Genomic DNA, 24,602 nt, shown 5'->3' on the forward strand with positions numbered 1-24,602 from the left:
GTGCGGCTTTGCTTATTTTCATGTGTTTTACTGCGCGGATGAAGTTTGCCTTTGCTTTTCATGCAACTTGATGTTTTTCACTATAATCTGACTTGAGATACACACGTCTGGCGCGATTTTTGTGATCGCCAACCGAACGGAAGGACATGGCACTTGCAGCGCGGAATGCTCGATGCGGCGATCGGTTTTCGAAAGCTGCGGACAAATCATGCACAGGTCGTTCACAAGCTCGGTCTCGATATCGTTTCCGGCACCTTCAAGACGGGTGACATCCTGCCGGGTGACGCCGAGCTTATGGAGCGGCTGAAAGTTTCCCGTACCGTGTTGCGCGAGGCGATGAAGACGCTGACCGCCAAGGGCATGATCTCCCCCAAGGCGCGTATCGGCACCCGGGTGACGGAGCGGGAAAGCTGGAACATGTTCGACAGCGAAGTGCTGCTCTGGCACTTCGAGGCCGGTGTCAGCGATGAATTCCTGCTGCATCTCTACGATATCCGCAAGGCTTTCGAACCCTACGGCGCGGGACTTGCCGCCATCAGGGCGAATGATGCGGATATTGCAAAGCTCGCTGCTTACGCCAACGAGATGGGCAATACGGCCTATTCCAAGGAAAAGCGGGCGCTTGCGGATATGAATTTCCATGTCCTCATCACCGAAATGTCCGGCAATCCGTTCATGCGCACCGTCGGCTCGCTGATAAAGGCGGCACTGGTCGGCATCTTCCGGATGAGCAATCCGGATACCGATCCCGACGAGATTTCCGACGTTTCCGCCTCTCACCTGAAACTCGTCGAAGCGTTTCGTCTGCGCGATGAGGCGGCTGCACGGCGCGAGATGGAGAGGCTGATTGAAAACGGCCGCCAGCAGATATTGCAGTTCACGGCCCGCAATCCCCGCCGATAGGGCCGATCGCCATCCCGCCGCTGATCACGTTTGATGAAAATCCCTGCGGAAATTTGGTGCAGATTTGCATGGTTTCTTAAGTGGGCCGCCGTTATAGCAATTCCGGAATGAAGTTACCGATGCGCCCGTTCGTTTTGCGGATGGCGTGAAGTCAAACATATGCCGCTGTACCGGCTGCTAGGCAGCCGCTAACGGGGTGTTGGAGGTCTTATGGAGCGCAGCTCTCTAGCCATTATTCTCGCAGCGGGCGACAGCACGCGCATGAAATCGTCAAAATCCAAGGTGCTGCATCCGGTCGCCGGGCGTCCGATGATCACGCATGTGGTTGAGGCGGTGGCTGGATCGGGTGTCGGTACGGTTGCGCTCGTCGTCGGGCGCGATGCCGACAATGTCGCAGCCGCCGCGAGCCTGCCGGGCCTTGAGGTCGAAGCTTTTCTCCAGACGGAACGCAAGGGCACCGGCCATGCCGTTCTCGCTGCCCGCGCCGCCATTGAGCGCGGTTTTGACGACCTGATTATCGCTTATGGCGACGTGCCGCTCATCACCTCAGCGACGCTCGACCGTGCGCGCGAAGCCATCGCCGCCGGCGCCGACGTTGCCGTCATCGGTTTCCACACCGACCGGCCCACGGGTTATGGTCGCTTGCTGGTCGAGAATGGTGAGCTGGTGGCGATCCGCGAGGAAAAGGACGCTACCGACGAAGAGCGCAAGGTGACCTGGTGCAACAGTGGCCTGATGGCGATCAATGGCCGCAATGCGCTGGATCTGCTTGGCCGGATCGGCAACAGCAATGTGAAGGGCGAATATTATCTGACCGACATTGTCGAGATCGCCCGTTCGCTTGGCCGCCGCGCGGTGGCCATCGACGCGCCGGAAAACGAACTGGTCGGCTGCAACAACCGCGCCGAACTGGCCTTTATCGAGAAGCTCTGGCAGGAGCGCCGCCGTCATGAACTGATGGTCGATGGCGTATCGATGATCGCGCCCGAGACCGTCTTCCTCTCCTTCGATACGAAGATCGGACAGGATGCGCTGATCGAGCCCAATGTCGTCTTCGGCCCCGGCGTGACCATCGAGTCTGGCGCGGTCATCCACGCCTTCTCGCATCTGGAAGGTGCGCATGTCGCGCAAGGTGCGACGGTTGGCCCCTATGCGCGGCTGCGCCCGGGTGCGAACCTGCATGCCAATGCCAAGGTCGGCAATTTCTGCGAGGTCAAGAAGGCCGAGATCGGCGAGGGCGCCAAGGTCAATCACCTGACCTATATCGGCGATGCCTTCATCGGTGCTGGCAGCAATATCGGTGCCGGCACTATCACCTGCAATTATGACGGCTACAACAAGGCGGAAACCCGCATCGGTGCGAACAGCTTCGTCGGTTCGAACTCGTCGCTGGTCGCTCCCGTGACGATTGGCGAGGGGGCCTATATCGCTTCCGGCAGCGTGATTACCGATGATGTGCCCGATGATGCGCTAGCCTTTGGGCGCGCACGGCAGGAAGTGAAGCCGGGCCGGGCGACCGTCGTGCGTGAGCGGGCGAAAGCGCTGAAAGAAGCGAAGAAAAAATCGTCCTGAGAGACGTTACCAAACGATACTGAAAGTGACCGGCGGCATAATTGCCGATTTCACGGAAACGGTTAGTAGTTCCGGCGAAGAGATCGCCGTCTGGAGAAATATATGTGCGGAATTGTCGGAATTGTCGGAACTGAGCCCGTTGCTGAACGGCTTGTCGATGCGCTGAAGCGTCTCGAATATCGCGGTTACGATTCGGCCGGTGTCGCCACCATCGACAATGGCGCGATGGACCGCCGCCGGGCGGAAGGCAAGCTGTTCAACCTGGAAAAGCTGGTTTCGGAAAAGCCGCTGCCGGGTGTCGTCGGTATTGCGCATACACGCTGGGCGACCCATGGCGTGCCGAACGAGACCAATGCCCATCCGCATTTCGTCGAAGGCGTGGCCGTCGTTCACAACGGCATCATCGAAAACTTCGCCGAATTGCGCGATGAGCTGACCGCCGAGGGCGCCACCTTCACCACCCAGACCGATACCGAGGTGGTGGCGCAGCTTCTGGCCAAATATACGCGTGAGGGCCTTGGCCATCGCGAAGCGATGCTGAAGATGCTGAACCGCGTCACCGGTGCTTATGCACTGGTCGTCATGTTCCAGGACGACCCCGGCACGCTGCTTTCGGCCCGCTCCGGCCCGCCGCTTGCCGTCGGTTATGGCCGCGGCGAAATGTTCCTCGGGTCCGATGCCATCGCGCTTTCGCCCTTCACCAACGAGATCACCTATCTGGTGGATGGCGACTGCGCCATCGTCACCCGGCAGGGTGCTGAAATCATCGATTTCTCCGGCAAGCCGGTGAAGCGCGAGCGGCAGATTTCGCAGGCGACGGCCTTCGTGGTCGACAAGGGCAATCATCGCCACTTCATGGAAAAGGAAATCTACGAGCAGCCGGAAGTCATTTCCCATGCGCTCAGCCACTATGTGGATTTCGCTTCCAAGACAGTGAAGCAGGCCGACAAGGCCATCGACTTCGCCAAGCTTTCCGGCCTTGCCATTTCTGCCTGCGGCACGGCCTATCTGTCTGGCCTGATCGGCAAATACTGGTTCGAGCGTTATGCCCGCCTGCCGGTGGAAATCGATGTTGCTTCGGAATTCCGTTACCGCGAAATCCCGCTCGTCCCCACGCAGGCGGCGCTGTTCATTTCGCAATCGGGCGAAACCGCCGATACGCTGGCGGCGCTCCGTTATTGCCAGCAGGAGAGGCTGAAGATCGGCGCGGTGGTCAATACGCGGGAATCGACCATGGCGCGCGAATCGGATGCGATCTTTCCGATCCTCGCCGGCCCGGAAATCGGCGTCGCCTCCACCAAGGCCTTCACCTGCCAGCTTGCGGTGCTGGCTTCGCTTGCCGTTGCTGCGGCCAAGGCTCGCGGCACGCTGAAACCGGGTGAAGAAAAACAGCTGGTGCAGCATCTGATCGAGATGCCGCGCATCATGAGCAAGGTGTTGAACGTCATCCAGCCGCAGATCGAGGCGCTGTCGCGCGATCTGTCGCGTTTCAAGGATGTGCTTTATCTCGGCCGTGGCACCAGCTTCCCGCTGGCGCTGGAAGGCGCGCTGAAGCTCAAGGAAATTTCCTATATTCACGCCGAAGGTTATGCCGCCGGTGAGCTGAAGCATGGGCCGATCGCGCTGATTGACGAGAACATGCCTGTTATCGTCATTGCGCCGCATGACCGCTTCTTCGAAAAGACCGTGTCGAACATGCAGGAAGTCGCCGCACGCGGTGGCAGGATCATCTTCATCACCGATGAGAAGGGGGCTGCCGCCTCCAAGCTCGACACCATGGCGACGATCACGCTGCCCAATGTCGACGAGCTGATCGCGCCGATGGTCTTCTCGCTGCCGATCCAGCTGCTCGCCTATCACACCGCCGTCTTCATGGGCACGGATGTGGACCAACCGCGCAATCTGGCGAAATCGGTGACGGTGGAATGATCGTCCGGCCGGAGCGGCAGGGCGACGAAGAGGCGATCGGAGCGCTGACCGAAGCTGCGTTCCGGAATATGCCATTCAGCGACCAGACGGAACATCTGATCGTCGACCGGCTGCGCAAGGCGGGGGGGCTGACCGTTTCCCTGGTGGCGGAAGATGGCGGGGAAATCGTCAGTCACGTCGCTTTTTCGCCCGTCTCCCTGCCCGGTGTGGAAGGCCGCTGGTTTGCGCTCGGGCCGATCTCTGTCGCTCCGGACAGGCAGGGTGAGGGAATAGGCTCGCGCCTCGTGCGGGAGGGACTTTCCACGCTGGATCGGCTTGAGGCCGCCGGCTGCGTTCTGGCCGGCGATCCCGACTATTACGGCCGCTTCGGTTTCCGGCATTTCGAGGGTCTGCACAGCAGGGGCATCCCTGACAAATATTTGTTGGCCTTACGCTTGCATGGCGGAACTCCATCCGGCATTGTCGGTTTTCATCCGGGTTTCGATAGCGACAACGCTTAATTCCGAACGGTAAATGACCGATATTCCAGTCAAAATCTCCTTCGCAGCCCGTCTGCGCAACAGCTTCCTCACGGGTGTCCTGATCCTTGCGCCCGTCACCATCACCATGTGGCTGGTGTGGAGTTTCCTGCAATGGGCGGATAGCTGGGTGAAACCCTATATTCCCGCCCGTTACGACCCCGAGCAATATTTCGATGTGGCAATCCCCGGTTTCGGCCTGCTGATCGCCGTCATCGGCATCACCTTGATCGGCTTTCTCGGCAACAACCTCATCGGCAAATGGATCGTCGGTTTCGGCGAGTCCATCCTCAACCGCATGCCGCTGGTGCGGCCGATCTACAAGAGCATCAAGCAGCTGTTTGAATCGGTTCTGAAGGAGCATTCGAACTCCTTCAAGAAGGTCGGCCTGATCGAGTTTCCGTCCTCCGGCACCTGGGCCATGGTCTTCGTCGCCTCCGATGCCAAGGGCGAACTGGCCTATCGTTTCAACGAGATGGGCCAGCAGATGGTCGCCGTCTTCCTGCCGCCGACACCGGTGCCGACGGCGGGTTTCCTGCTGTTCGTGCCAAAAAACAAGATCGTGATGCTGGACATGACGCCGGAAGATGCGGCGAAACTGCTGATTTCCGGCGGTATCGTGGCGCCAGATTTCACGCCGCCGAAGATGATCGCGCCGGTTTGAAGGCGTTGCGAGGCGCCAGGCTCGTTCCTCCATTCTCACGGCAGAATGAAAGGCCATACGGTTGACGAACCAATGTGGTTCACTAATAATCGTGGTGAACCGAAAGAGGTTGCGATCATGACTGCATTCACTGTGCGTCTGCCTGATGAGGTTGCCGACAAACTTGACCAGTTGGCGGAAAAACTTGATCGGTCGCGATCCTACATGGCGGCGCGGGCGATTGAGGACTTTGTTGCCCGTGAGGAGTGGCAGCTTGCAGAGATCGAGGCCGGTGTGGCGGAAGCCGATCGCGGCGAGTTCGGGACGCCTGAGGATCTCGCAAACATTGTTAGAAAATATGTAAGATCTACTCGGCCGTCATGAGTGACCGGCGAATTCGTTGGACCTTACGGGCGCTGCGACGGCTCGATGAAATTGGTGCGCATATCGAAAAGGATAATCCAGCGGCTGCAGCCCGGGTGATTTCCCGCATTGTTTCAGCGGTTGATATATTGGCGGAGCAGCCAGCAATGGGGCGGGTCGGACGAATCAGAGGAACACGGGAAGCCGTGCTTTCCGACATTTCCTACATCATTGCCTATCGCGTGGGCGAGGATATCGAAATTTTGACGATCATCCACACATCGCAGCGGTGGCCTTCGGCGCTTTAGCCAAACAGTCTCCAGATTTCATGGTCAATCCTCGTCATCCATATCATCCACTTCCGACCCGGTATTGGTCGCGTGGAATACGGGAACGAAAAGCCGCATATAGACCAGCCGCACGCTCCAGCCCTGTTCCAGCGCCTCTGCCCATGCCTTCTTGCGCCCGGGCTTCTTGAACGCCTTGCCGATCGCCTTTTTCTCGCTTTTCGCAAATGTGTCGGGCTGCAGGATATTCTGCGGCGAGCAGAGCGCATAACCCTTGCGGAAGGCGGGTGGCGGGCGGCGTGGGTCGATCATGTTCATGGGCGTTCACTTTCAGCCGGCATGCAGGAAGCGGATCGCTTCGTCGCGGCGGTGCAGGTAGAGCAGGGTGCGCAGCGCATTGCCGCGCGGGCCCGTGAGTTCGGGATCGCGCTCTATGACATAGGCCGCGTCCTTGCGGGCGATTTCCAGAAGGTCGGCATGGGCTTCAAGGCTGGCGATGCGGAAGCCCGGTGTGCCGGACTGGCGGGTGCCGAGCAGCTCACCTTCACCGCGCAGCTTCAAATCCTCTTCCGCGATCAGGAAGCCGTCTTCGCTGTCACGCAGGATGGAGAGCCGGGCGCGACCGTTTTCGCTGAGCGGGCCTTTGTAGAGCAGGATGCAGGTGGAGGCCTCGTCGCCGCGTCCTACACGGCCGCGCAGCTGGTGCAGCTGGGCAAGGCCGAAACGTTCGGCATGTTCGATGACCATGATTGTCGCGTCAGGCACATCGACGCCGACTTCCACCACCGTCGTTGCCACCAGCAGCCGGGTTTCGCCGTTCTTGAAGGCCAGCATGGCGGCGTCTTTTTCCGGGCCGCTCATGCGGCCGTGGATGAGGCCAATATTGGCGCCGAGCATCTGCGAGAGAACTGCGTGTCGCTCTTCCGCCGACATCAGGTCGGACTCTTCCGTTTCCTCCACCAGCGGGCAGATCCAGTAGGCCTTCTTGCCATCTTTCAGCGCCGCGCGCAGCCGCTCGACAATATCGCCGATCCGCTCGGTGGGGATCGTTACCGTCTGGATGGGTTTGCGACCGGCAGGTTTTTCCGTGAGCTTGGAGACATCCATATCACCGAAGGCGGCCAGAACCAGCGTGCGTGGAATGGGCGTGGCGGTCATGACCAGCATATGCGGCGTGATGCCCTTGGCGGTGAGGCGCAGGCGCTGATGCACGCCGAAACGGTGCTGCTCGTCCACCACGGCCAGCACGAGGTTTTTGTAACTCACGCTGTCCTGAAACAGCGCATGGGTGCCGATGATGATCTGCGCTTCGCCGGAAGCGACCCGTTCCTCGATCTCGCGGCGCTCCTTGCCCTTGGTGCGGCCGGTCAGCACTTCGACGGTGATGCCCGCTGCCTGAGCGAGTTTGGAGATGGTGGCATAGTGCTGGCGGGCGAGGATTTCGGTCGGCGCCATCAGCACCGCCTGTCCGCCGGCCTCCACCGCCGTTGCCATGGCCATCAGCGCCACCAGCGTCTTGCCGGCACCGACATCGCCCTGCAACAGCCGCAACATGCGGTCTTCGCCGGCCATATCGGTGAGGATATCCTTCACCGCCGCACTTTGGCTTGCCGTCAGCGAGAAGGGCAGCTGTGACAGGATTTTTGCGGCGATATCGCCCTTGGCGCGGATCGGTTGGCCCGCCACCTTGCGCAGCCGCTGGCGCACCAGCGCCAAGGACAATTGCCCGGCAAGGAATTCGTCATAGGCAAGCCGCCTGCGCGCCGGGGCTTGCGGCTCGATATCGGCACTGTCGCGCGGATCGTGCAATTCGCGGAAGCTCGAAGCGACATCGCCGAAACCCTGGCGGGTCTTGAGCGTCTCGTCGATCCATTCCGGAAAGGCCGGCAGCTTCGACAGCCCACCTTCGATCGCCCGCCGCAGCACCTTGGGAGAGAGGCCGGCGGTCATGGGATAGACGGCTTCGACCAGAGGCAGGTTTTCCGCCTCGGAAAGCTTCACCATGAAATCCGGATGCACCATGGAGGCGCGACCATTGAACCAGTCCACCTTGCCGCTGACGAGAACCTCTTCATCGACAGGCAGGGCCTTGGACAGCCAGTCGCCCTTGGCGCGGAAGAAGGTCAGCGCCAGTTCACCCGTCTCGTCATGCAGGAAAACACGATAGGGTGCGGAGCGGTTTCCGGGTGGCGGCGGCTGGTGCCTGTCGACTCGTCCCTGGATGGTGACAATGGCGCCGGGTGCGGCAAGCGCGATGCTGGGGCGGTTGCGGCGGTCGATGACGTTCGACGGCGCGTGGAAGAGAAGATCGATGACGCGGGTGTCGTCAGCGCTTTCCCGGCTCAAGAGCTTCGCCAGAAGATCGGCAAGTTTCGGCCCCACACCGGCAAGGGTGGAAACGGAGGCAAACAGCGGATCGAGAATGGCCGGGCGCATGGGTCAGCAAAATCAGGGAAGGGGACGCGTTATGCAAGACTTGGCGCCCGACAAACAGGGTTTATCACCGGCAGATTTTCACTGCTGCGGCATTATTTCGATAAAAACCGGTTCCCAAGCGTTCGCTTCTTGTTCTATAGGAGGTCGCAGTCAACACGTTGTTGATTAGTCAACCGAAAGGTGAATGCGATGACTGGACTGGTGCGCACGAGTGCCGACCTTGATCCGAGACGCCGGCGGATTCTTTACCGCTGCTGGCACCGGGGCATTCGCGAGATGGATCTGGTGCTCGGGCAATTTGCGGAAGACAACATTTCCGGGCTTTCCGATGAGCAGCTGGATGAGCTGGAAGTCATCATGGCAGAAGAGGATAACGACCTCGTCAAGATGGTGACGGGCGCGCTTGCCATCCCGGAAAAATTCCAGACGCCGCTGTTTGAAAAGATCGCCTCTTACCGTCCCGATTTCGATCTCGTCACCGCCGAAACCCTGAAAGCCTGAAACATGATAGCCGGATTCGATGCAAAGCTGGTGTCGTCGGCCGATACGCCGCTGACCATCGGAAACGTGCCTTCCGGCATGGAAGCCCTGCTGTTGGCCGACATGGCGCGGGCAGGGACATCGGTGGCTTACGTGATGTCGGATGGCCAGCGGGTCGCCGATCTCGAACAGATACTCGGTTTCGTCGCACCTGACATTCCGGTCATGACGCTGCCGGCGTGGGATTGCCTTCCCTATGACCGTGTGTCACCGAGCGCCGACACCTCGGCGCGCAGGCTCGCCGCGCTCTCCGGTCTCATTGCCCATGCGAAGAAACCGCATCCGGCCATCGTGCTGGTCACCGTCAACGCCATGCTGCAGAAAATGGCGCCGCGTGACATCATCGAGAGCCTCGGCTTTTCGGCCAGGCCCGGCAACCAGATCCGCATGGAAGAGATTGCCGCGCGGCTGGAGCGCAACGGTTTCGACCGGGTGGCGACGGTGCGTGAAGTGGGCGAATTCGCCGTGCGCGGCGGCATTCTCGATGTTTTCGTGCCGGGCACGGAAGAGCCGGTGCGGCTCGATTTCTTCGGCGATACGCTGGAAAGCATCCGCACCTTCGATCCCGCCAGTCAGCGCACAATCGGCCAGGCGCGCTCGCTCGATCTGAACCCGATGAGCGAAGTGACGCTGACGCCGGATACGATCAGCCGTTTCCGTAAGAATTATCTGTCGCTGTTCGGCGCGGCGACGCGTGACGATGCGCTTTATCAGGCCGTCTCCGAGGGCCGTCGTTATGCCGGCATGGAGCACTGGCTGCCACTGTTTTACGAACAGCTGGAAACCGCCTTTGACTATCTGAAGGGCTTCCGCATCGTCACCGATCACACGGCGCGCGAGGCGGCAAAAGAGCGCTCCAAGCTGGTGCTCGATTATTACGATGCGCGCCGTGCTTCCGGTGAAACCAAGGGGTCGACGCAGGGTGCGCCCTACAAGCCGGTTTCGCCCGGCCAGCTCTATCTCGACGGCAAGAGCTTTGATGCCGCGCTCGCCGCCGTCAACGCCGTTCGCCTGACGCCCTTCAACGAGCAGGACAGCGAAGGTCGCCCGGTCGCCACGCTGGACGCCCATGTCGGGCCGCGCTGGGCGCGTCCGCCAACCGAAGGTGAGCGCGAAGAACGGGTCAATGTTTTTGATCTCGCGGTGAAGCATATTGCCGAGCGCCGCGCCAAGGGCTGGAAGGTACTGATCACCGGCTGGTCGGAAGGTTCGCTCGACCGGCTGCTGCAGGTGCTCAACGAACACGGGCTTGAGAAGATCAAGCCGGTCACTTCGCTCAAAGAAGTGGAGAAGCTCGGCAAGGGCGAGGCGGCCTCGGCGGTTCTCAGCCTCGAAGCGGGTTTCGAAACCGGGACGCTCGCTGTCATCGGCGAGCAGGACATTCTCGGCGACCGCATGGTGCGGCGCTCCAAGCGCCGCAAGCGCGGCGCGGATTTCATCTCGGAAGTGGCGGGGCTGGATGAGGGCTCGCTGGTCGTCCATGCCGAACACGGTATCGGCCGCTTCGTCGGCCTGCGGACAATCGAGGCGGCGGGTGCGCCGCGTGCCTGTCTGGAACTGCATTATGCCGATGATGCCAAGCTGTTCCTGCCGGTTGAAAACATCGATCTTCTTTCCCGTTACGGCTCGGATGCGGCGGAAGCGCAGCTGGACAAGCTCGGCGGCGGCGCATGGCAGATGCGCAAGGCCAAGCTCAAGAAGCGCCTGCTGGACATGGCCGACGAGCTTATCCGCATTGCGGCCGCGCGTCTGGTGCGCCATGCGCCGGTGCTGGCGGCGCCGGACGGGCTTTATGACGAATTCGCTGCCCGTTTCCCCTATGATGAGACGGAAGACCAGCTGAACGCCATCGAGGCCATTCGCGAGGACCTCGGTGCCGGCCGGCCGATGGATCGCCTCATCTGCGGCGATGTCGGTTTCGGCAAGACCGAAGTGGCGCTGCGCGCCGCTTTCCTTGCCGCGATGAATGGCGTGCAGGTGGCGGTGGTGGTGCCGACTACGTTGCTTTCGCGCCAGCATTTCCGCACTTTCTCGGAACGTTTCCGTGGCCTGCCGATCCGGGTGCAGCAGGCTTCGCGCCTTGTCGGCTCCAAGGAACTGACGTTGACGAAAAAGGAAGTGGCGGATGGAAAGACCGATATCGTTGTCGGCACCCATGCGCTGCTTGGCGCGGGCATCAGCTTTGCCAATCTCGGCCTGCTCATCATCGACGAAGAGCAGCATTTCGGTGTGAAGCACAAGGAGCGGCTGAAGGAGCTGAAGAGCGACGTGCATGTGCTGACGCTGTCTGCGACGCCCATTCCGCGTACGTTGCAGCTGGCGATGACGGGCGTGCGCGAACTCTCGCTCATCACCACGCCACCGGTGGACCGCATGGCGGTGCGCACCTTCATTTCGCCGTTCGACCCGCTCGTCATCCGCGAGACGCTGATGCGCGAGCACTATCGCGGCGGCCAGAGTTTTTACGTCTGCCCCCGCCTTGCCGATCTCGCCGATATTCACGCTTTCCTGCAATCGGATGTGCCGGAACTGAAGGTAGCGGTGGCGCATGGCCAGATGCCGGCGGGTGAACTCGAAGACATCATGAATGCCTTCTACGATGGCAAATATGATGTGCTGCTGTCGACCACCATCGTCGAATCCGGCCTCGACGTGCCGACTGCCAACACGCTGATCGTGCATCGCGCCGATATGTTCGGTCTCGCCCAGCTTTACCAGCTGCGCGGCCGTGTCGGACGGTCCAAGGTACGTGCCTTCGCGCTCTTCACCCTGCCGGTCAACAAGGTGCTGACAACGACTGCCGAGCGCCGGCTGAAGGTGCTGCAATCGCTCGACACGCTCGGTGCCGGCTTCCAGCTGGCGAGCCACGACCTCGATATTCGCGGCGCGGGCAATCTGCTCGGTGAAGAACAGTCGGGCCACATCAAGGAAGTCGGTTTCGAGCTTTACCAGCAGATGCTGGAAGAGGCGGTTGCCGAGGTGAAGGGCGACGAGCAGGTGCAGGATAGCGGCTGGTCGCCGCAAATCTCTGTCGGCACCTCCGTCATGATCCCGGAGGATTACGTTCCCGATCTGCATCTGCGCATGGGTCTTTACCGCCGTCTCGGCGAGCTTGCCGATATCAGCGAGATCGACGGTTTCGGTGCGGAAATGATCGACCGTTTCGGCCCCTTGCCGAAAGAGGTGCAGCATCTCCTCAAGATCGTCTACATCAAGTCGCTCTGCCGCATTGCCAATGTCGAGAAGCTGGATGCCGGGCCGAAGGGTGTTGTCGTGCAGTTCCGCAACAAGGAATTCCCCAATCCGGCAGCGCTGGTCGGTTACATCGGCAAGCAGGGATCGATGGCGAAGATCCGTCCTGATCACAGCCTGTTCCTCAACCGCGATCTGCCGACGCCGGAAAAGCGGCTGACGGGTGCGGCGATGATCATGACGCAGCTTGCTGAACTGGCGCGGTCGTAGATTTGAGCTTTCGGGAGCATTCACAGCAGGCCTAGGTGCGTGTGGCTTCACCCCCCTCTGCCCTGCCGGGCATCTCCCCCTCAAGGGGGGAGATCGATCTGCGGCGAGGTTTCCCCTATCTCAACGTCTGAGGACGAAGCGACGAGAGAGCCTCCTGCCGATCTCCCCCCTTGAGGGGGAGATGCCCGGCAGGGCAGAGGGGGGTAAACCGCACCCACCTTCGGTTAGTTGCCAAATGGCCAAACCCCGAAAACCCAACCCGCTCCCTTCAGCGAAAATTACCGCGATGTAACGAAACGGACATCTGCCGGTAGCCTTCGTGGGCGTAGTCTCAGTTTCGTACCCGGTGCGGCGGATCAGTAGACGCCGCCGGGTCATGAAGGAGCAGGACGATGTGGACCAACATCAACAGGTTTGCCACCGCTGGTCTGGTTGCTTTGACAATTGCGGGCACCACAATTGCCACCACCAGCCAGGCGGAAGCGCGCAATAATTTCGGCCGTGGCCTTGCCGCGGGCATTGCCGGCACGATCATCGGCGGAGCGCTTATCGCCGGGGCAAGACATCCCGGTTACGCTTATGGCCCCGCCTATTACGCGCCCGCCTACGGTCCGCCCGTTTATGCTGCACCGGCCTACGGCCCGCCAGTTGTTTACCAGCCGGTCTATCCGCGCTGCCACGTGGCCTGGAGGCAGAATGCCTGGGGCGACATGTATCGGGTCAGGGTTTGTGATTGACCGAATGCCATACCGGCGACGCGAATACGCGTCGCCGGTTCTTCGCATTCTTTAGGCGTCAGCGTCCGTCTTCCGGTGTGATCCCCACGGCCACGTTCTGGTCAGTTGCGGCGATGGAGGCGGGCAGCGGCACTTTTCTCTGCTTCTCGCGGATCAGTGTCAGCAGGCCGGAGCCGACGATGAGGGCGATGCCGACGAGCATCCAGCTGTCGATACGGTCACCGAAAATCAGATAACCGAACAGGATGGCCCAGAGCATCTGGCTATATTGCGTCGGGCCAATCATGGCGGCAGGCGCATATTGGGCGGCATACATGACCAGGACGTTGCCAAGTGCGCCAAGCAGGCCATATCCCGCCAGCAGCAGCCATTGCTCGCCGCCCGGCATGACAAAGGTGGGCACCATGGCGATGCCGCTGATGGTGAGACAGCCCAGCACGCCGGCCCCATATAGCGAGACATTCTTTTCCGACGGGCCCATGGCGCGGAAGATGACGATGCTGAGCGCGCCGCTGAAGCCGCCGATGATGGCGCCGAGGTGACCGACGCCCAGTTCACGGAAGCCCGGCCGCAGGATGACCAGCACCCCGAGAAAACCGATGATGACGGCCGACCAGCGGCGGATGCCGACCTGTTCCTTCAGAAACACCACCGACATGATGGTAACGAAGGAAGGCAGCAGGAAGATCAGCGCGAAGGCTTCGGCCATGGAAAGATGGGTGAAAGCAGTGACGCTGCCGACCGCACCCGTGCCGGCGGCAAAAAAGCGGATGATCCACAAGGGCCGGTTGGTCGTCTTCACCACATCCACCCAGCGATCATTGCGTTTGCGGATGAAGGGCAGGGCGATGAGGCCGAACAGGGCGCCGAAGAAGGCCGATTCGATCGGCGAAATCTGGCCTTCTATGAGTTTAACGCTGGCATCGCTCCAGGCGTAGGCAGCGAAGGCGGCAAAGGCGAGCAGAATGCCTTTCAGGGTCTTGTCGGACACGGAAACACCGGCGAAAAATCGAGTTGCTGAAAACCGCCGGTGGTTCGACCGTCAGTTCATCGATCTATGCTCGTCCGCCTTGATTTTTGCAATATCCCGCAGTGCAGCAATCAGGACATCAGGCGTTTGTGCACCGCTTATGGCGTATTTCTGATCGAGGATGAAAAACGGCACGCCAGCGACACCCATCTGCTGCGCGGCGTCTATTTCTGCAACGACCGTGTCCTTGTCCGCATCGGAGGCAAGCAGCCGCTCGACCACTTTCGCATCCATGCCGGCCTTTGCGGCGACGTCAGCCAATACGGCGTGGTCGCCGATATTGCGGCCTTCCTCGAAATTGGCTTTGAACAGGCCGGTCACGACCTTTTCCTGCACGTCGCGGCCTTCCGAATGGGCCCAGAGCGACAGGCGATGGGCGTCAAGCGTGTTCGGGCCGATCTTGATCGCATCGAAATCGTAGTTGATGCCGACTTCCTTGCCGAGCTGCACCAGCGTGGCATGGGCCTGTTCCAGACGCTCCTTGCCAAGCTTTTCCTCGAGAGCCGCTTTTTGGTCGACGCCCTCCGGCGGATAGTCCGGGTTGAGGCGATAGGGGCGCCAGTTCACGTCGACGCTGATTTCATCCTGCACCTCGGCAATGGCGAGATCGAGCCTGGCCTTGCCGAGATAGCACCATGGGCAGACCATATCCGATACCACGTCGATGACGATGCGTTCCATGGCTTAGTTCCTTGCTCTGGACCTGGCGACGGCAGGCTATTGCGCCCGCGCATCCCACCAGGTCTGTTTCTGATTGCCTGATATCGGTGTCATATCCGGGCGGTCGATATATTTCCAGCGCGCGACCCACTGTGCGCCGATGTAATAGAGCGGAATAATGTAGTGGCCGGCAACGAGCAGACGGTCATAGGCGCGCACTGCCGCCTGGAAATCTTCCGTCGAGCGCGCCTGCAGCAGCGCCTCGATCATCCGGTCGATATCGGGATTGGCTGCACCCGCATAGTTGAAGCTGCCCTGCGCATCGCGCGAAAGCGAGTTCCAGCGGTTCAGCTGCTCCATGCCCGGCGAAAGCGAGGAGGGCAGGGAGCGGATGATCATGTCGTAGTCAAAGCTGTTCGAGCGGGCTTGATATTGCCCGTCATCGACCGAGCGGATGCCCATGGCGACGCCGATCAGGTTCAGCGAGCGCTGATAGGCAAGCGCGATGCGTTCCTGCGCCGGGTTCTGGGTCATGATCTCGAAGGCGAGCTGACGGCCATTGGCGTCGGACATCCTGCCATTCTTGATCCGGTATCCGGCCTCTTTCAGCTTGTCGACGGCCATCTTCAGAACCCTGCGGTCCGCACCTGTGCCGTCGGTCTCCGGCATGGCATAGGTGCCGGCCAGCAATTCCGGGGGCATGGTCTTCGCCGCGTCGCCAAGCAGGGCAAGCTCGCGTTCATCTGCGGCATTGCCATAGGCGCCGAGCGGGGAATTCTGCCAGTAGCTCTGGGTGCGCTTGAAGGAACCGCCGAGGATGTTCCGGTTCAGCCATTCGAAATCGAGCGCATAGGACAGGCCTTCACGCACCTTTTCATCGGCGAAGACGGCGCGGCGGGTGTTGAAGACGAGGCCGAACATGCCCGTCGGCAGACGCGGCTGGAAGACGTCCTTGACGATATCGCCACGATGCACGGCCGGGAAATTATAGGCCTGTCCCCAATGGGACGTATCAGAGGTGCCGTTGATGGCGTCACCTTCGGGATAGATGTCGATATCACCCTTCTTGAAGGCCTCGAACATGGTGGTGACCTGAAGGAAATAGGTCACGCTGATCTCGTCGTAATTGTCGAAGCCGACCTTACCGGGAACGTCCTTGCCCCAATAATCCGGATTGCGTTCCCAGATGATTCGCTCGCCCGGCCGCAGGGTCTTGATTCGGTATGGACCCGAGCCGACAACCGGCCCAAGGCCTGCCTGCTCGAATTTTTCCGGATCGATCGCATGTTTTGGCAGGATCGGCGTGGAGGAGGCGAGAATGAGCGGCGTTTCGCGGTTCGCCTTGTCGTTGAAGGTGAAACGCACGCCGCGATCACCGACCTTTTCCATTTTCGCCACGCCGTCCAGACGGCTGTTGAACGGAGGCCGCCCTTTTTCCTTCAAGAGGTTGAAGGTGAAGATCACATCATCCGGCGTCACCGGCTGGCCGTCGGACCATTTTGCGCTCGGATTGATGTTGAACTGGATGAAGCTGCGCTCCTCATCCCACTCCACGGTTTCGGCGAGCAGACCGTAAAGGCTGAAGGGCTCGTCACTGGAGCGCAGCATCAGCGATTCGTAGAGGAGATTGCCGAATTCCGGGTCCCAGACGCCGCGCGCGGTGGTGCGCATTCCCTTGAGCACGAAGGGATTGAGGCTGTCGAAGGTGCCGACGACGCCATAGGAAATGCGGCCGCCCTTTTTTACGTCCGGATTGACATAAGGCAGGTGCCTGAAGTCCGCGGGAAGCTCCGGTGTGCCATGCATGGAGATGCCGTGCAGCGGTTGCGCCAGGGCGTTCCCGGCGGGAAGCAGGGATGATCCCAAAAGGAACAATGCGGGGATGAGGGCCGCAAGGTTGCGCATGTCACTATCCTGTCTAACTGTCCGTCCGATGTGCGTCACGACCCGTTTATCGTCATGATTCTGGCAGATATGTAGCACACGGATATTGCATGACCCATGCAAGGGCGGGAAATCTTGGGTCCGCTCAAGAAAAAGTTAAAGAAGTGCTGGATATCGCCGCGATCGGCATGTAACAGGGTGGCCGGAAGAGACGGGTCACGCATTTGCCTCATTTAAACGACAGTTGAACGGGCAGAAGGATACCGCCATCGGCGAACAGGGTCTTAACGGTTCTGTTCTGGCAGACATTCAGGAGACGGAACTCTTATGATGCACAAGGCAAACACATTCACCCGGACGGCTCTGTCCGCTCTGGTCCTCTCTCTGGGCGCGGTTTCCGCTCCGGCCATTTCGCAGGCGCAGGATGCTGCTCCGGCCGCTCAGGGCGCTGGCGCCCCGCCGCTCGGCTGGTTCAAGACCTGCTCCAAGCAGGAAGACAACGATGTCTGCGTCGTGCAGAACGTGGTTCTCGCCCAGAACGGCCAGATGATCACCGCTGTCGGCCTCATCACCGTTGAAGGCAAGGTCAACCGCAAGCTGCTGCAGGTTTCCGTTCCGACCGCGCGTCTCATTCCTCCGGGCGTGATGATGCAGATCGACGGCGGCAAGGGCCAGAAGCTCGACTACGCCGTTTGCCTTCCCGACAAGTGCACGGCCGAAGTTCCGCTGACGGACGCCATGATCGCTTCCTTGAAGAAGGGTAGCGAGGTGGTCTTCACCTCCATCAACTTCCGCCGCGCGCCGAACCCCATCAAGATCGCGCTCTCCGGCTTCACCGGCGCCTATGACGGCCCGGCGATCACCCAGTCGCAGCTGGCCGAAAGCCAGCGCAGCCTGCAGGAAGGCATGCAGAAGAAGGCTGAAGAGGCCCGCAAGAAGCTGGAAGCCGCTCAGGACGCCGCCAAGGGCGCGCCGAAGCCCTGATCGCTGCAAAGCATCGACAATGACAAAACCGGTCTGGCGACAGACCGGTTTTTTTATGCGCGTTTTATGCCCCTGGGAGGGTGGGGAGATGTCTGGCGGGCGTCAATGCGCCGTCGACATTTTTGGGCGCCATTCGCCGTTCGGCGACTTGTCGAAGATGCGGCCGATATTGGGATTTCTCAGCGGCGTCTCGTCTTCATCGTGCACGAGGTTCTGCTCGGAAACATAGGCGACATATTCCGTCTCCTCGTTTTCGGCCAGAAGATGATAGAAGGGCTGGTCGCGATCCGGCCTGATTTCCGCGGGGATGGCGTTCCACCATTCCTCGGTATTGGCATATTCCGGATCCACGTCGATCACCACACCGCGGAACGGAAACACCTTGTGGCGGACGATCTCGCCCAGCGTGAATTTTGCGTTTCTGTGTTTCATGGCATGTACTTCCTTTCCCAATACTAGTTGGTGTCGGAACGCGAAATATCAAGACCTAGCGGTTCTGACGCCGGTCAGCCGCCATGCTCAGCGTTTTCTGCCGATCGGTGCTGTGGCGAGGATGACGCCGCCGGTGACAAGCACGATGCCGATGGCGTGATAGGTCTCGAAGGTTTCGCCGAGGAACAGCGTCGCCATCAAGATCGAGACCGGCGGCATCATGTATAGCGTGATGCCGGCCGTGGCGGGTCCAAAAACGCGCACCGTATGGGTGAAGCAATAAAAGGCCAGAAGCGAGGCGAAGAGGATGATGCCACCGATCTTCGCCCAGGCCGCGCCGGTGGCGGGCAGCATGCCGCCTTGGGCAAGTTCCAGTGCCGCCGGAGGCAAAAGCACCAGCGCGCCGGAAAATGCGATCAGGCCGAAAAGGCTGAAGGACGCCATCTGCCGCGCCGCGGGATCGCGCAGCAGCAGAGAATAGATGGCAAAGGCGATCGCCGCCGTCAAAATCGCGAAATCGCCGATGTTGAAATTCATGTGCCTGAGAGCGGAGATATCGCCCTTGAGCACGATGGCCGCGACACCGGCAAAGGCAATGACCATGCCCACCACTTCAAGTTTCCGGATCGGACGTCCCTGAAAGACGCGCTGGAACAGGATGATGAACAGCGACGAGGTGGTGTAGATCAGCGTGCCGTTGGCGGCCGTTGTCATGGTGAGGCCCCAATAGACCACGCCGCCGCAGATGCCCATGCCGAGAATGCCGAGCACAAGCCAGAGCATCGTTTTCCGCCGCAGGAAGGCAAGGCAGTTGCGCCAGTCGGCAATCATGAAGGGGGCGATGATGAGGGTAGAGCCCATCCAGCGGATGAAGGCGGTGATGAAGGGCGAGACCTCGCCGACGACGCCCCGGCCAAAAATGACATTGCTGGAAAAAAAGAGCGGCACTGCTAGAAAAATGAGCCAGTCCGTGAGGCGTGTGGGCTGAGATGCTGGCTTCGTCGGCATGGGCTTATGTCACATTCGGCAGAATAGAAAACGGCGGCTTTCCGTAGAAAACCGCCGAGATGGATCGAGCGCCCCGGGGAGCGCCCGAAAGGCTGATCAGGCCGAGTAATACATGTCGAATTCGACCGGATGCGGGGTCATTTCGAAACGCATGACTTCCTGCATCTTCAGCTCGATGAACGAGTCGATCTGGTCGTCGTCGAACACGCCGCCGGCGGTGAGGAACTTGCGATCCTTGTCGAGGCTTTCCAGCGCTTCGCGCAGCGAGCCGCAGACGGTCGGGATCTTCTTCAGTTCCTTTGCAGGAAGGTCGTAAAGGTCCTTGTCCATCGGCTTGCCGGGATGGATCTTGTTCTTGATGCCGTCGAGGCCGGCCATCAGCATGGCCGCAAAACCGAGATAGGGGTTCTGGGTCGGATCCGGGAAGCGGACTTCGACGCGCTTTGCCTTCGGGTTGGAGCCGAAGGGAATACGGCAGGAGGCGGAACGGTTGCGCGCGGAGTAGGCGAGCAGAACCGGCGCTTCATAACCCGGCACCAGACGCTTGTAGGAGTTGGTGGTGGGGTTGGTGAAGGCGTTGATGGCCTTGGCATGCTTGATGATGCCGCCGATGTAGTAGAGGCAATTTTCAGACAGGCCGGCATATTCGTCGCCCGCGAAGGTCGGCTTGCCGCCCTTCCAGATCGACTGGTGAACGTGCATGCCCGAGCCGTTATCGCCGAAGATCGGCTTCGGCATGAAGGTTGCCGTCTTGCCATAGGCATTGGCGACCTGGTGCACGACGTACTTGTAGATCTGCATCTTGTCGGCGCTGGAAACCAGCGTGTCGAACTTCACGCCCAGCTCGTGCTGTGCGGCAGCCACTTCGTGGTGGTGCTTTTCAACGACGACGCCCATTTCGGCCAGAACCGTCAGCATTTCGGAACGCATGTCCTGCAGGCTGTCGATCGGCGGAACCGGGAAGTAGCCGCCCTTGACGCGCGGACGGTGACCGAGGTTGCCGGTTTCGTAGTCGGTGTCGTCGTTGGACGGCAGTTCGGACGAGTCGAGCTTGAAGCCGGTGTTGTAGGGGTCTGCCTTGTACTTCACGTCGTCGAAGACGAAGAATTCGGGCTCAGGGCCAACGAAGACGGTGTCGCCGATACCGGAGGCCTTGAGGTAGGCTTCAGCCTTCTTGGCGGTGCCGCGCGGGTCGCGGTTATAGGCTTCGCCCGAAACCGGGTCGAGAATGTCGCAAAGGACGACCAGGGTGGACTGGGCGAAGAACGGGTCGATATGGGCGGTGGCCGGATCGGGCATCAGCACCATGTCGGACTCGTTGATGGCCTTCCAGCCGGCGATCGAGGAGCCGTCGAACATGACGCCATCGGCGAACATGTCTTCGTCCACACAGACAACATCCATGGTGACGTGCTGCAGCTTGCCCTTGGGGTCGGTAAAGCGCAGGTCCACGAACTTGATGTCGTTATCCTTGATCTGCTTCAAGATATCGTTTGCGGTCGTCATTTAAACGTTTTCCTTGAGTGTGATGATGACGAGGTGAAAACCCAAGCCTCCCCGGCTCGGGACGTTCTTGATTATATGGCGTCCACGCCTGTTTCACCGGTACGGATGCGGATGACTTCCTCGACATTGGAAACGAAAATCTTTCCGTCGCCGATGCGGCCGGTCTGCGCCGCATTGCGGATCGCCTCAATGACGGCTTCCGCGTTTTCGTCCGCCAATACGACTTCGACTTTTACTTTCGGCAGAAAGTCCACGACGTACTCTGCTCCGCGGTAGAGTTCCGTGTGGCCCTTCTGACGACCAAAGCCTTTTGCTTCCGTGACCGTGATGCCCTGAAGTCCGACTTCCTGAAGGGCTTCCTTCACTTCATCGAGCTTGAAAGGCTTAATGATCGCTTCGATCTTTTTCATGAGAAAATATCTCTCCGCTTCTCCCGTTAAAGCAGGTTATTCCCGCTCTGCCACAAGAATGCACGTATTGTGCCAGATCGGAAGCGGGCGTGAAGAAAAAACTTCGCTCACCCGGCTTTCCGACACAAAATGCATTCGGTTTTGGCGGTTTTCCAGCCAATTTCTCTCGGGAACCCGAAAAATCCATCAGCTTTTCTGTGAATTCTTATTGTTTTAGCAATTCTGAATATTTTGGAATGCGTAAGTGGAGCGATGCCCGTTTGTTTATATTTTATGCATTTGATTATTATTTGGACTTGGCCATCTGCTTATTTTTGTATCGATTGCCTTTCCGGCGTTTTGAAGGGATGATCGGGACATGACATCCCTCCTGTACCTTTCCCTGTTCGACCCAGCTGTGATGGCCCGCATCGATGCGGCGGCCGGGCAATCCGGCGTTCCGCTTTATGATCTGATGGAGCGGGCGGGGCAGGCGGTCGCCGCTTCTGCGCTGCGGCACTATCCGCAGGCGCTGCGTTTTGTCGTGCTCTGCGGTGGCGGCAATAATGGTGGTGATGGTTACCTGGCGGCGCGGGCGCTTGTAAAAAGCGGCGCGGCGGTTGCGGTTCATCATCTCGGCGATGCGGCCGCACTCAAGGGCGATGCGCGGGTGGCATTCGAACGGAGCGGGGTGACGCCGCTGCCGCTCGGCGACTATGCGCCCGCCGACGGCGATGTGGTGATCGATGCGGTTTTCGGGGCGGGATTGTCCCGCGATGTTCCGCACGAACTTGTCCGGGTGATCGATGCGGTGACGAAGGCAGGTGTGCCTGTTCTTGCCGTTGACCTGCCTTCCGGTCTCTGCGGCAGGCGGGGCGTACCTCTCGGCGCCTCGTTCAGGGCGGAACGCACCGTAACCTTCATGGCGCGCAAACCGGGCCATCTGTTGATGCCGGGGCGGGAACTGTGCGGAACGCTTGAGGTGTTCGATATCGGCATACCCGGCCGCATCCTTGCCGCCCACGCGGGATCGGTTGCGGAAAACGACCCGCTGGTCTGGCGGAATGCCTTGCCCCATGCCGATATGGAGACCCATAAATTCCGGCGCGGGCATCTGACCGTTTTTTCCGGTCCGGCGCATGCGACGGGCGCAAGCCGCATGACGGCGCTTTCCGCGCTGAAGGCGGGGGCGGGCATCGTCACGGTCGCGGCGCCAAAGAAAGCGCTCGATGTGCTGTCGATGACGCTGACGGCGGTAATGAACACGGCCATGGACGATGCCGACGATCTGCGCCTGTGGCTCGACGACCGGCGCCACGGCGCCTTCGTTCTCGGGCCGGGTTTCGGCGATCTCGAAAAGGCACGGCAATTCGTGTCCCTGCTTGGAGACAGGGCGGTCGTGCTGGATGCCGATGCCATTACGGCTTTCAAGGATCGCCCGGAAAGCCTGTTCGAGCGCATCACATCCGGCGCGGGCAAATTCGTGCTGACACCGCATGAGGGCGAGTTTGCGCGGCTGTTTCCCGATCTTGCCGCAGACAGGGCGTTGAGCAAGATCGAGAAGGCGCAGGCCGCCTCAGCCCGCAGCGGCGCGGTGCTGGTCTATAAGGGGGCCGATACGGTGATTGCCGGGCCTGATGGCCGGGCTCTCGTCAACACCAATGCGCCGGCAAGTCTTGCCACGGCCGGATCAGGCGACGTGCTGGCCGGCATTATCGGCGCTCTGCTCGCGCAGGGCGCGCCGGCCTTCGAAGCGGCTGCCGCCGGCGTGTGGCTGCATGGGGAGGCGGGCAGCAGGGCGGGTGCCGGCATGACGGCGGAAGACCTTGCCCACGCGGTTCGGCCGTTTGGTTGAATTCAGGATGATGGGTAACCGGTGGCCGTCACCTTGACTTGACCCGTTACTGTCCGGCTCAGATGTCCGGACAAGCGCACGACATTGTTTCTCGCGGGGTTCAGCCGTAAATGCAGCCTGCCTTGAGGCTTAACCCGGTCGGCGGTGGATCATGCTCGATCCTGTGCAAACACCAGCGCCTCAGTCAGTGCGCGGCCTTGCCCTGGCTCGCCGTTGCCATTCGCGAGGCGCTCATCAGCAGCTTGCGTTCGGCACGCTCCTGCTGCGGCGTGCGATTGTAGATCTCGCGGTAACATTTCGAAAAATGCGAGGCGGAGACGAAGCCGCAGGCGACGGCAACCTCAACGACGGGCATTGCGGACTGGATCAGCAGATGCCGTGCGCGGTCGAGGCGGATTTCGAGATAATAACGCGCGGGCGAGCGGCCCATTTCCTGCCGGAAGAGGCGTTCCACCTGCCGGCGTGACAGATCGGCGGCATCGGCGATATCCAGCAGCGACAGCGGCTCGGCGAGATTGCCTTCCATCAATTCGATGATCGACAGGACCTTGCTGTTCTGCACGCCAAGGCGGGCGCGCAGCGGCAGGCGCTGGCGGTCGTTGGGGCTGCGCACACGATCGGTCAATTGTTGTTCGCAGACACGATTGACGAGGTTCTCGCCGAAATCCTGTCCGATCAGGCTCAGCATCATGTCCAGTGACGCCGTGCCGCCGGCGCAGGTATAGATGTTGCTGTCGACTTCGAAGAGGTCCGCATAAACTTCCACCTGCGGGAAGGCCTCGGAAAAGCCGGGCAGGTTTTCCCAGTGGATCGCGCAGCGCTTGCCGTTCAGCAAGCCGGCCTGTGCGAGGATATGTGCGGCGGTACAGAGGCTGCCTATGGCGATGCCGCGATTATAGGCTTCGCGCAGCCAGGCATTGACGGATTTGTTGATGTGTTGGTCCACATCAATGCCCGAACAGATGATTGCCATTTCCGGGCGGTTTTCGCCGCTGACGTAGCGCCGCTCGTCGGCAAGACAGGTATCGGCCTCAAGACAGATGCCGCTGGACGACATGACCTTCTGGCCGTCGAGGGAGGAGAGGCGCCACTCATAGGCCTCATAGCCCAACATTCGGTTGGCGATGCGAAGCGTTTCAACCGCTGCGGCGAATGGCAGCATGGTAAATTGCGGAATGAGAAAAAAGACGATTGAGCGTTTCTTCTGGGAGTTCTTGCTCATTTGCCCGTGCTCCGTTGCGAATACGCAATTCCTCCCTTGGAATTGGTCTTCTGGATGTCCTGATTACGACATCTTTAACGAAAAATACGCCTCGGAATCGGAGCTGTCAAAAAATAGCTTTTGAAATATGCAAATTTTGCGACAAGCCTTTAAAACGGGCGATGTGTCGCATGCAAAACAGGCAGGTAATTTTGCGCCTCTGATCCTGTCACTCAGGGGCGGCGGTGGCGGCTCGCAACACA

The 24,602-nt window shown here is 60.3% G+C and carries 23 protein-coding genes and 1 pseudogene; 13 read left to right on the top strand and 11 right to left on the bottom strand.

Going from position 1 to position 24,602, the window contains the following annotated elements; genetic code table 11:
* The first annotated feature begins 165 nt into the window (after window positions 1–165).
* The 7 genes from QD336_RS00120 (at window position 166) to QD336_RS00150 (ending at window position 6,236) form a co-directional block, all read left to right on the top strand.
* The gene (locus QD336_RS00120) at window positions 166–903 is read left to right on the top strand and encodes a FadR/GntR family transcriptional regulator (protein ID WP_499169241.1); all 738 of its coding nucleotides are present in this window, start codon (window positions 166–168) and stop codon (window positions 901–903) included.
* A gap of 210 nt (window positions 904–1,113) precedes the next feature.
* Complete coding sequence (gene glmU, locus QD336_RS00125; protein ID WP_499168752.1) at window positions 1,114–2,475, top strand: bifunctional UDP-N-acetylglucosamine diphosphorylase/glucosamine-1-phosphate N-acetyltransferase GlmU; 1,362 nt, start codon at window positions 1,114–1,116, stop codon at window positions 2,473–2,475.
* Between the two features lie 102 nt (window positions 2,476–2,577).
* Window positions 2,578–4,404, top strand: a complete 1,827-nt coding sequence (gene glmS / locus QD336_RS00130; RefSeq protein WP_499168754.1) for a glutamine--fructose-6-phosphate transaminase (isomerizing) — start codon at window positions 2,578–2,580, stop codon at window positions 4,402–4,404.
* Window positions 4,401–4,904, top strand: coding sequence for a GNAT family N-acetyltransferase (locus tag QD336_RS00135; RefSeq protein WP_499168755.1), 504 nt, complete (start codon window positions 4,401–4,403; stop codon window positions 4,902–4,904). The genes glmS and QD336_RS00135 overlap by 4 nt, the downstream gene beginning before the upstream one ends.
* Before the next feature lie 13 nt (window positions 4,905–4,917).
* Window positions 4,918–5,586 (top strand): DUF502 domain-containing protein, encoded by a 669-nt coding sequence (locus tag QD336_RS00140; protein ID WP_499168756.1) that lies wholly within the window; start codon window positions 4,918–4,920, stop codon window positions 5,584–5,586.
* A gap of 114 nt (window positions 5,587–5,700) precedes the next feature.
* A complete protein-coding gene (locus QD336_RS00145; RefSeq protein ID WP_499169242.1) occupies window positions 5,701–5,949 on the top strand; it encodes a CopG family ribbon-helix-helix protein in 249 nt (82 codons plus the stop codon).
* On the top strand, window positions 5,946–6,236 hold the full coding sequence (locus QD336_RS00150) for a type II toxin-antitoxin system RelE/ParE family toxin (protein ID WP_499168758.1): 291 nt from the start codon (window positions 5,946–5,948) through the stop codon (window positions 6,234–6,236). Before QD336_RS00145 ends, QD336_RS00150 begins: the two co-directional genes overlap by 4 nt.
* A 24-nt stretch (window positions 6,237–6,260) precedes the next feature.
* Here QD336_RS00150 and QD336_RS00155 read toward each other — a convergent pair whose 3' ends face one another.
* The gene (locus QD336_RS00155; RefSeq protein ID WP_499168759.1) at window positions 6,261–6,533 is read right to left on the bottom strand and encodes a hypothetical protein; all 273 of its coding nucleotides are present in this window, start codon (window positions 6,531–6,533) and stop codon (window positions 6,261–6,263) included.
* A 12-nt stretch (window positions 6,534–6,545) separates the two neighbouring features.
* On the bottom strand, window positions 6,546–8,651 hold the full coding sequence (gene recG / locus QD336_RS00160) for an ATP-dependent DNA helicase RecG (protein ID WP_499168760.1): 2,106 nt from the start codon (window positions 8,649–8,651) through the stop codon (window positions 6,546–6,548).
* A 189-nt stretch (window positions 8,652–8,840) separates the two neighbouring features.
* Here recG and QD336_RS00165 point away from each other — a divergent pair, with 189 nt between their 5' ends.
* Both QD336_RS00165 and mfd read left to right on the top strand, forming a co-directional pair.
* Window positions 8,841–9,152 carry a succinate dehydrogenase assembly factor 2 gene (locus tag QD336_RS00165; protein WP_499168762.1) on the top strand — a complete coding sequence of 104 codons (312 nt, stop codon included), beginning with the start codon at window positions 8,841–8,843 and terminating at the stop codon, window positions 9,150–9,152.
* Window positions 9,153–9,155: 3 nt separating this feature from the next.
* A complete protein-coding gene (gene mfd, locus QD336_RS00170; RefSeq protein WP_499168763.1) occupies window positions 9,156–12,653 on the top strand; it encodes a transcription-repair coupling factor in 3,498 nt (1,165 codons plus the stop codon).
* A gap of 49 nt (window positions 12,654–12,702) precedes the next feature.
* Here mfd and QD336_RS00175 read toward each other — a convergent pair.
* A pseudogene (locus tag QD336_RS00175) lies at window positions 12,703–12,860 on the bottom strand (bifunctional diaminohydroxyphosphoribosylaminopyrimidine deaminase/5-amino-6-(5-phosphoribosylamino)uracil reductase RibD); the annotation flags it as partial.
* Window positions 12,861–13,045: 185 nt separating this feature from the next.
* Here QD336_RS00175 and QD336_RS00180 point away from each other — a divergent pair.
* Complete coding sequence (locus tag QD336_RS00180; RefSeq protein WP_013636325.1) at window positions 13,046–13,390, top strand: hypothetical protein; 345 nt, start codon at window positions 13,046–13,048, stop codon at window positions 13,388–13,390.
* Between the two features lie 58 nt (window positions 13,391–13,448).
* On the opposite strand, the gene QD336_RS00185 is transcribed toward QD336_RS00180, so the two are convergent.
* From QD336_RS00185 to QD336_RS00195, 3 genes are read right to left on the bottom strand one after another with little or no spacing between them, the layout of a single operon-like run.
* Window positions 13,449–14,381, bottom strand: coding sequence for a DMT family transporter (locus tag QD336_RS00185; protein ID WP_499168764.1), 933 nt, complete (start codon window positions 14,379–14,381; stop codon window positions 13,449–13,451).
* Window positions 14,382–14,432: 51 nt separating this feature from the next.
* Window positions 14,433–15,101 carry a DsbA family oxidoreductase gene (locus QD336_RS00190; RefSeq protein ID WP_269341066.1) on the bottom strand — a complete coding sequence of 223 codons (669 nt, stop codon included), beginning with the start codon at window positions 15,099–15,101 and terminating at the stop codon, window positions 14,433–14,435.
* A gap of 36 nt (window positions 15,102–15,137) precedes the next feature.
* Window positions 15,138–16,985 (bottom strand): extracellular solute-binding protein, encoded by a 1,848-nt coding sequence (locus QD336_RS00195; protein ID WP_269341067.1) that lies wholly within the window; start codon window positions 16,983–16,985, stop codon window positions 15,138–15,140.
* A 306-nt stretch (window positions 16,986–17,291) separates the two neighbouring features.
* On the opposite strand from QD336_RS00195, the gene QD336_RS00200 reads away from it, so the two are divergent.
* The gene (locus tag QD336_RS00200; RefSeq protein WP_004442311.1) at window positions 17,292–17,948 is read left to right on the top strand and encodes an invasion associated locus B family protein; all 657 of its coding nucleotides are present in this window, start codon (window positions 17,292–17,294) and stop codon (window positions 17,946–17,948) included.
* Window positions 17,949–18,050: 102 nt separating this feature from the next.
* Here QD336_RS00200 and hspQ read toward each other — a convergent pair whose 3' ends face one another.
* The 4 genes from hspQ to QD336_RS00220 form a co-directional block, all read right to left on the bottom strand.
* Window positions 18,051–18,380 carry a heat shock protein HspQ gene (gene hspQ / locus QD336_RS00205; protein WP_269341068.1) on the bottom strand — a complete coding sequence of 110 codons (330 nt, stop codon included), beginning with the start codon at window positions 18,378–18,380 and terminating at the stop codon, window positions 18,051–18,053.
* 87 nt (window positions 18,381–18,467) lie between these two features.
* Window positions 18,468–19,388 (bottom strand): DMT family transporter, encoded by a 921-nt coding sequence (locus QD336_RS00210; protein ID WP_499168766.1) that lies wholly within the window; start codon window positions 19,386–19,388, stop codon window positions 18,468–18,470.
* A 96-nt stretch (window positions 19,389–19,484) separates the two neighbouring features.
* Entirely contained in the window at window positions 19,485–20,894 is a 1,410-nt protein-coding gene (gene glnA, locus QD336_RS00215) for a type I glutamate--ammonia ligase (protein ID WP_003508040.1), read from the bottom strand.
* 71 nt (window positions 20,895–20,965) lie between these two features.
* On the bottom strand, window positions 20,966–21,304 hold the full coding sequence (locus QD336_RS00220) for a P-II family nitrogen regulator (RefSeq protein WP_003515720.1): 339 nt from the start codon (window positions 21,302–21,304) through the stop codon (window positions 20,966–20,968).
* An 89-nt stretch (window positions 21,305–21,393) separates the two neighbouring features.
* Here QD336_RS00220 and QD336_RS00225 point away from each other — a divergent pair, with 89 nt between their 5' ends.
* Both QD336_RS00225 and QD336_RS00230 read left to right on the top strand, forming a co-directional pair.
* Complete coding sequence (locus tag QD336_RS00225; RefSeq protein ID WP_499168767.1) at window positions 21,394–21,666, top strand: hypothetical protein; 273 nt, start codon at window positions 21,394–21,396, stop codon at window positions 21,664–21,666.
* On the top strand, window positions 21,663–23,138 hold the full coding sequence (locus QD336_RS00230; RefSeq protein ID WP_499168769.1) for an NAD(P)H-hydrate dehydratase: 1,476 nt from the start codon (window positions 21,663–21,665) through the stop codon (window positions 23,136–23,138). The genes QD336_RS00225 and QD336_RS00230 overlap by 4 nt, the downstream gene beginning before the upstream one ends.
* Before the next feature lie 184 nt (window positions 23,139–23,322).
* Here the strand turns inward: QD336_RS00230 and QD336_RS00235 are convergent, their stop codons facing one another.
* A complete protein-coding gene (locus tag QD336_RS00235) occupies window positions 23,323–24,360 on the bottom strand; it encodes a GlxA family transcriptional regulator (RefSeq protein ID WP_442864858.1) in 1,038 nt (345 codons plus the stop codon).
* Window positions 24,361–24,602 lie beyond the last annotated feature (242 nt).

The organism is Rhizobium sp. BR 250 (assembly GCF_047445855.1).
Classification (GTDB): Bacteria; Pseudomonadota; Alphaproteobacteria; order Rhizobiales; family Rhizobiaceae; genus Agrobacterium; species Agrobacterium tumefaciens_I.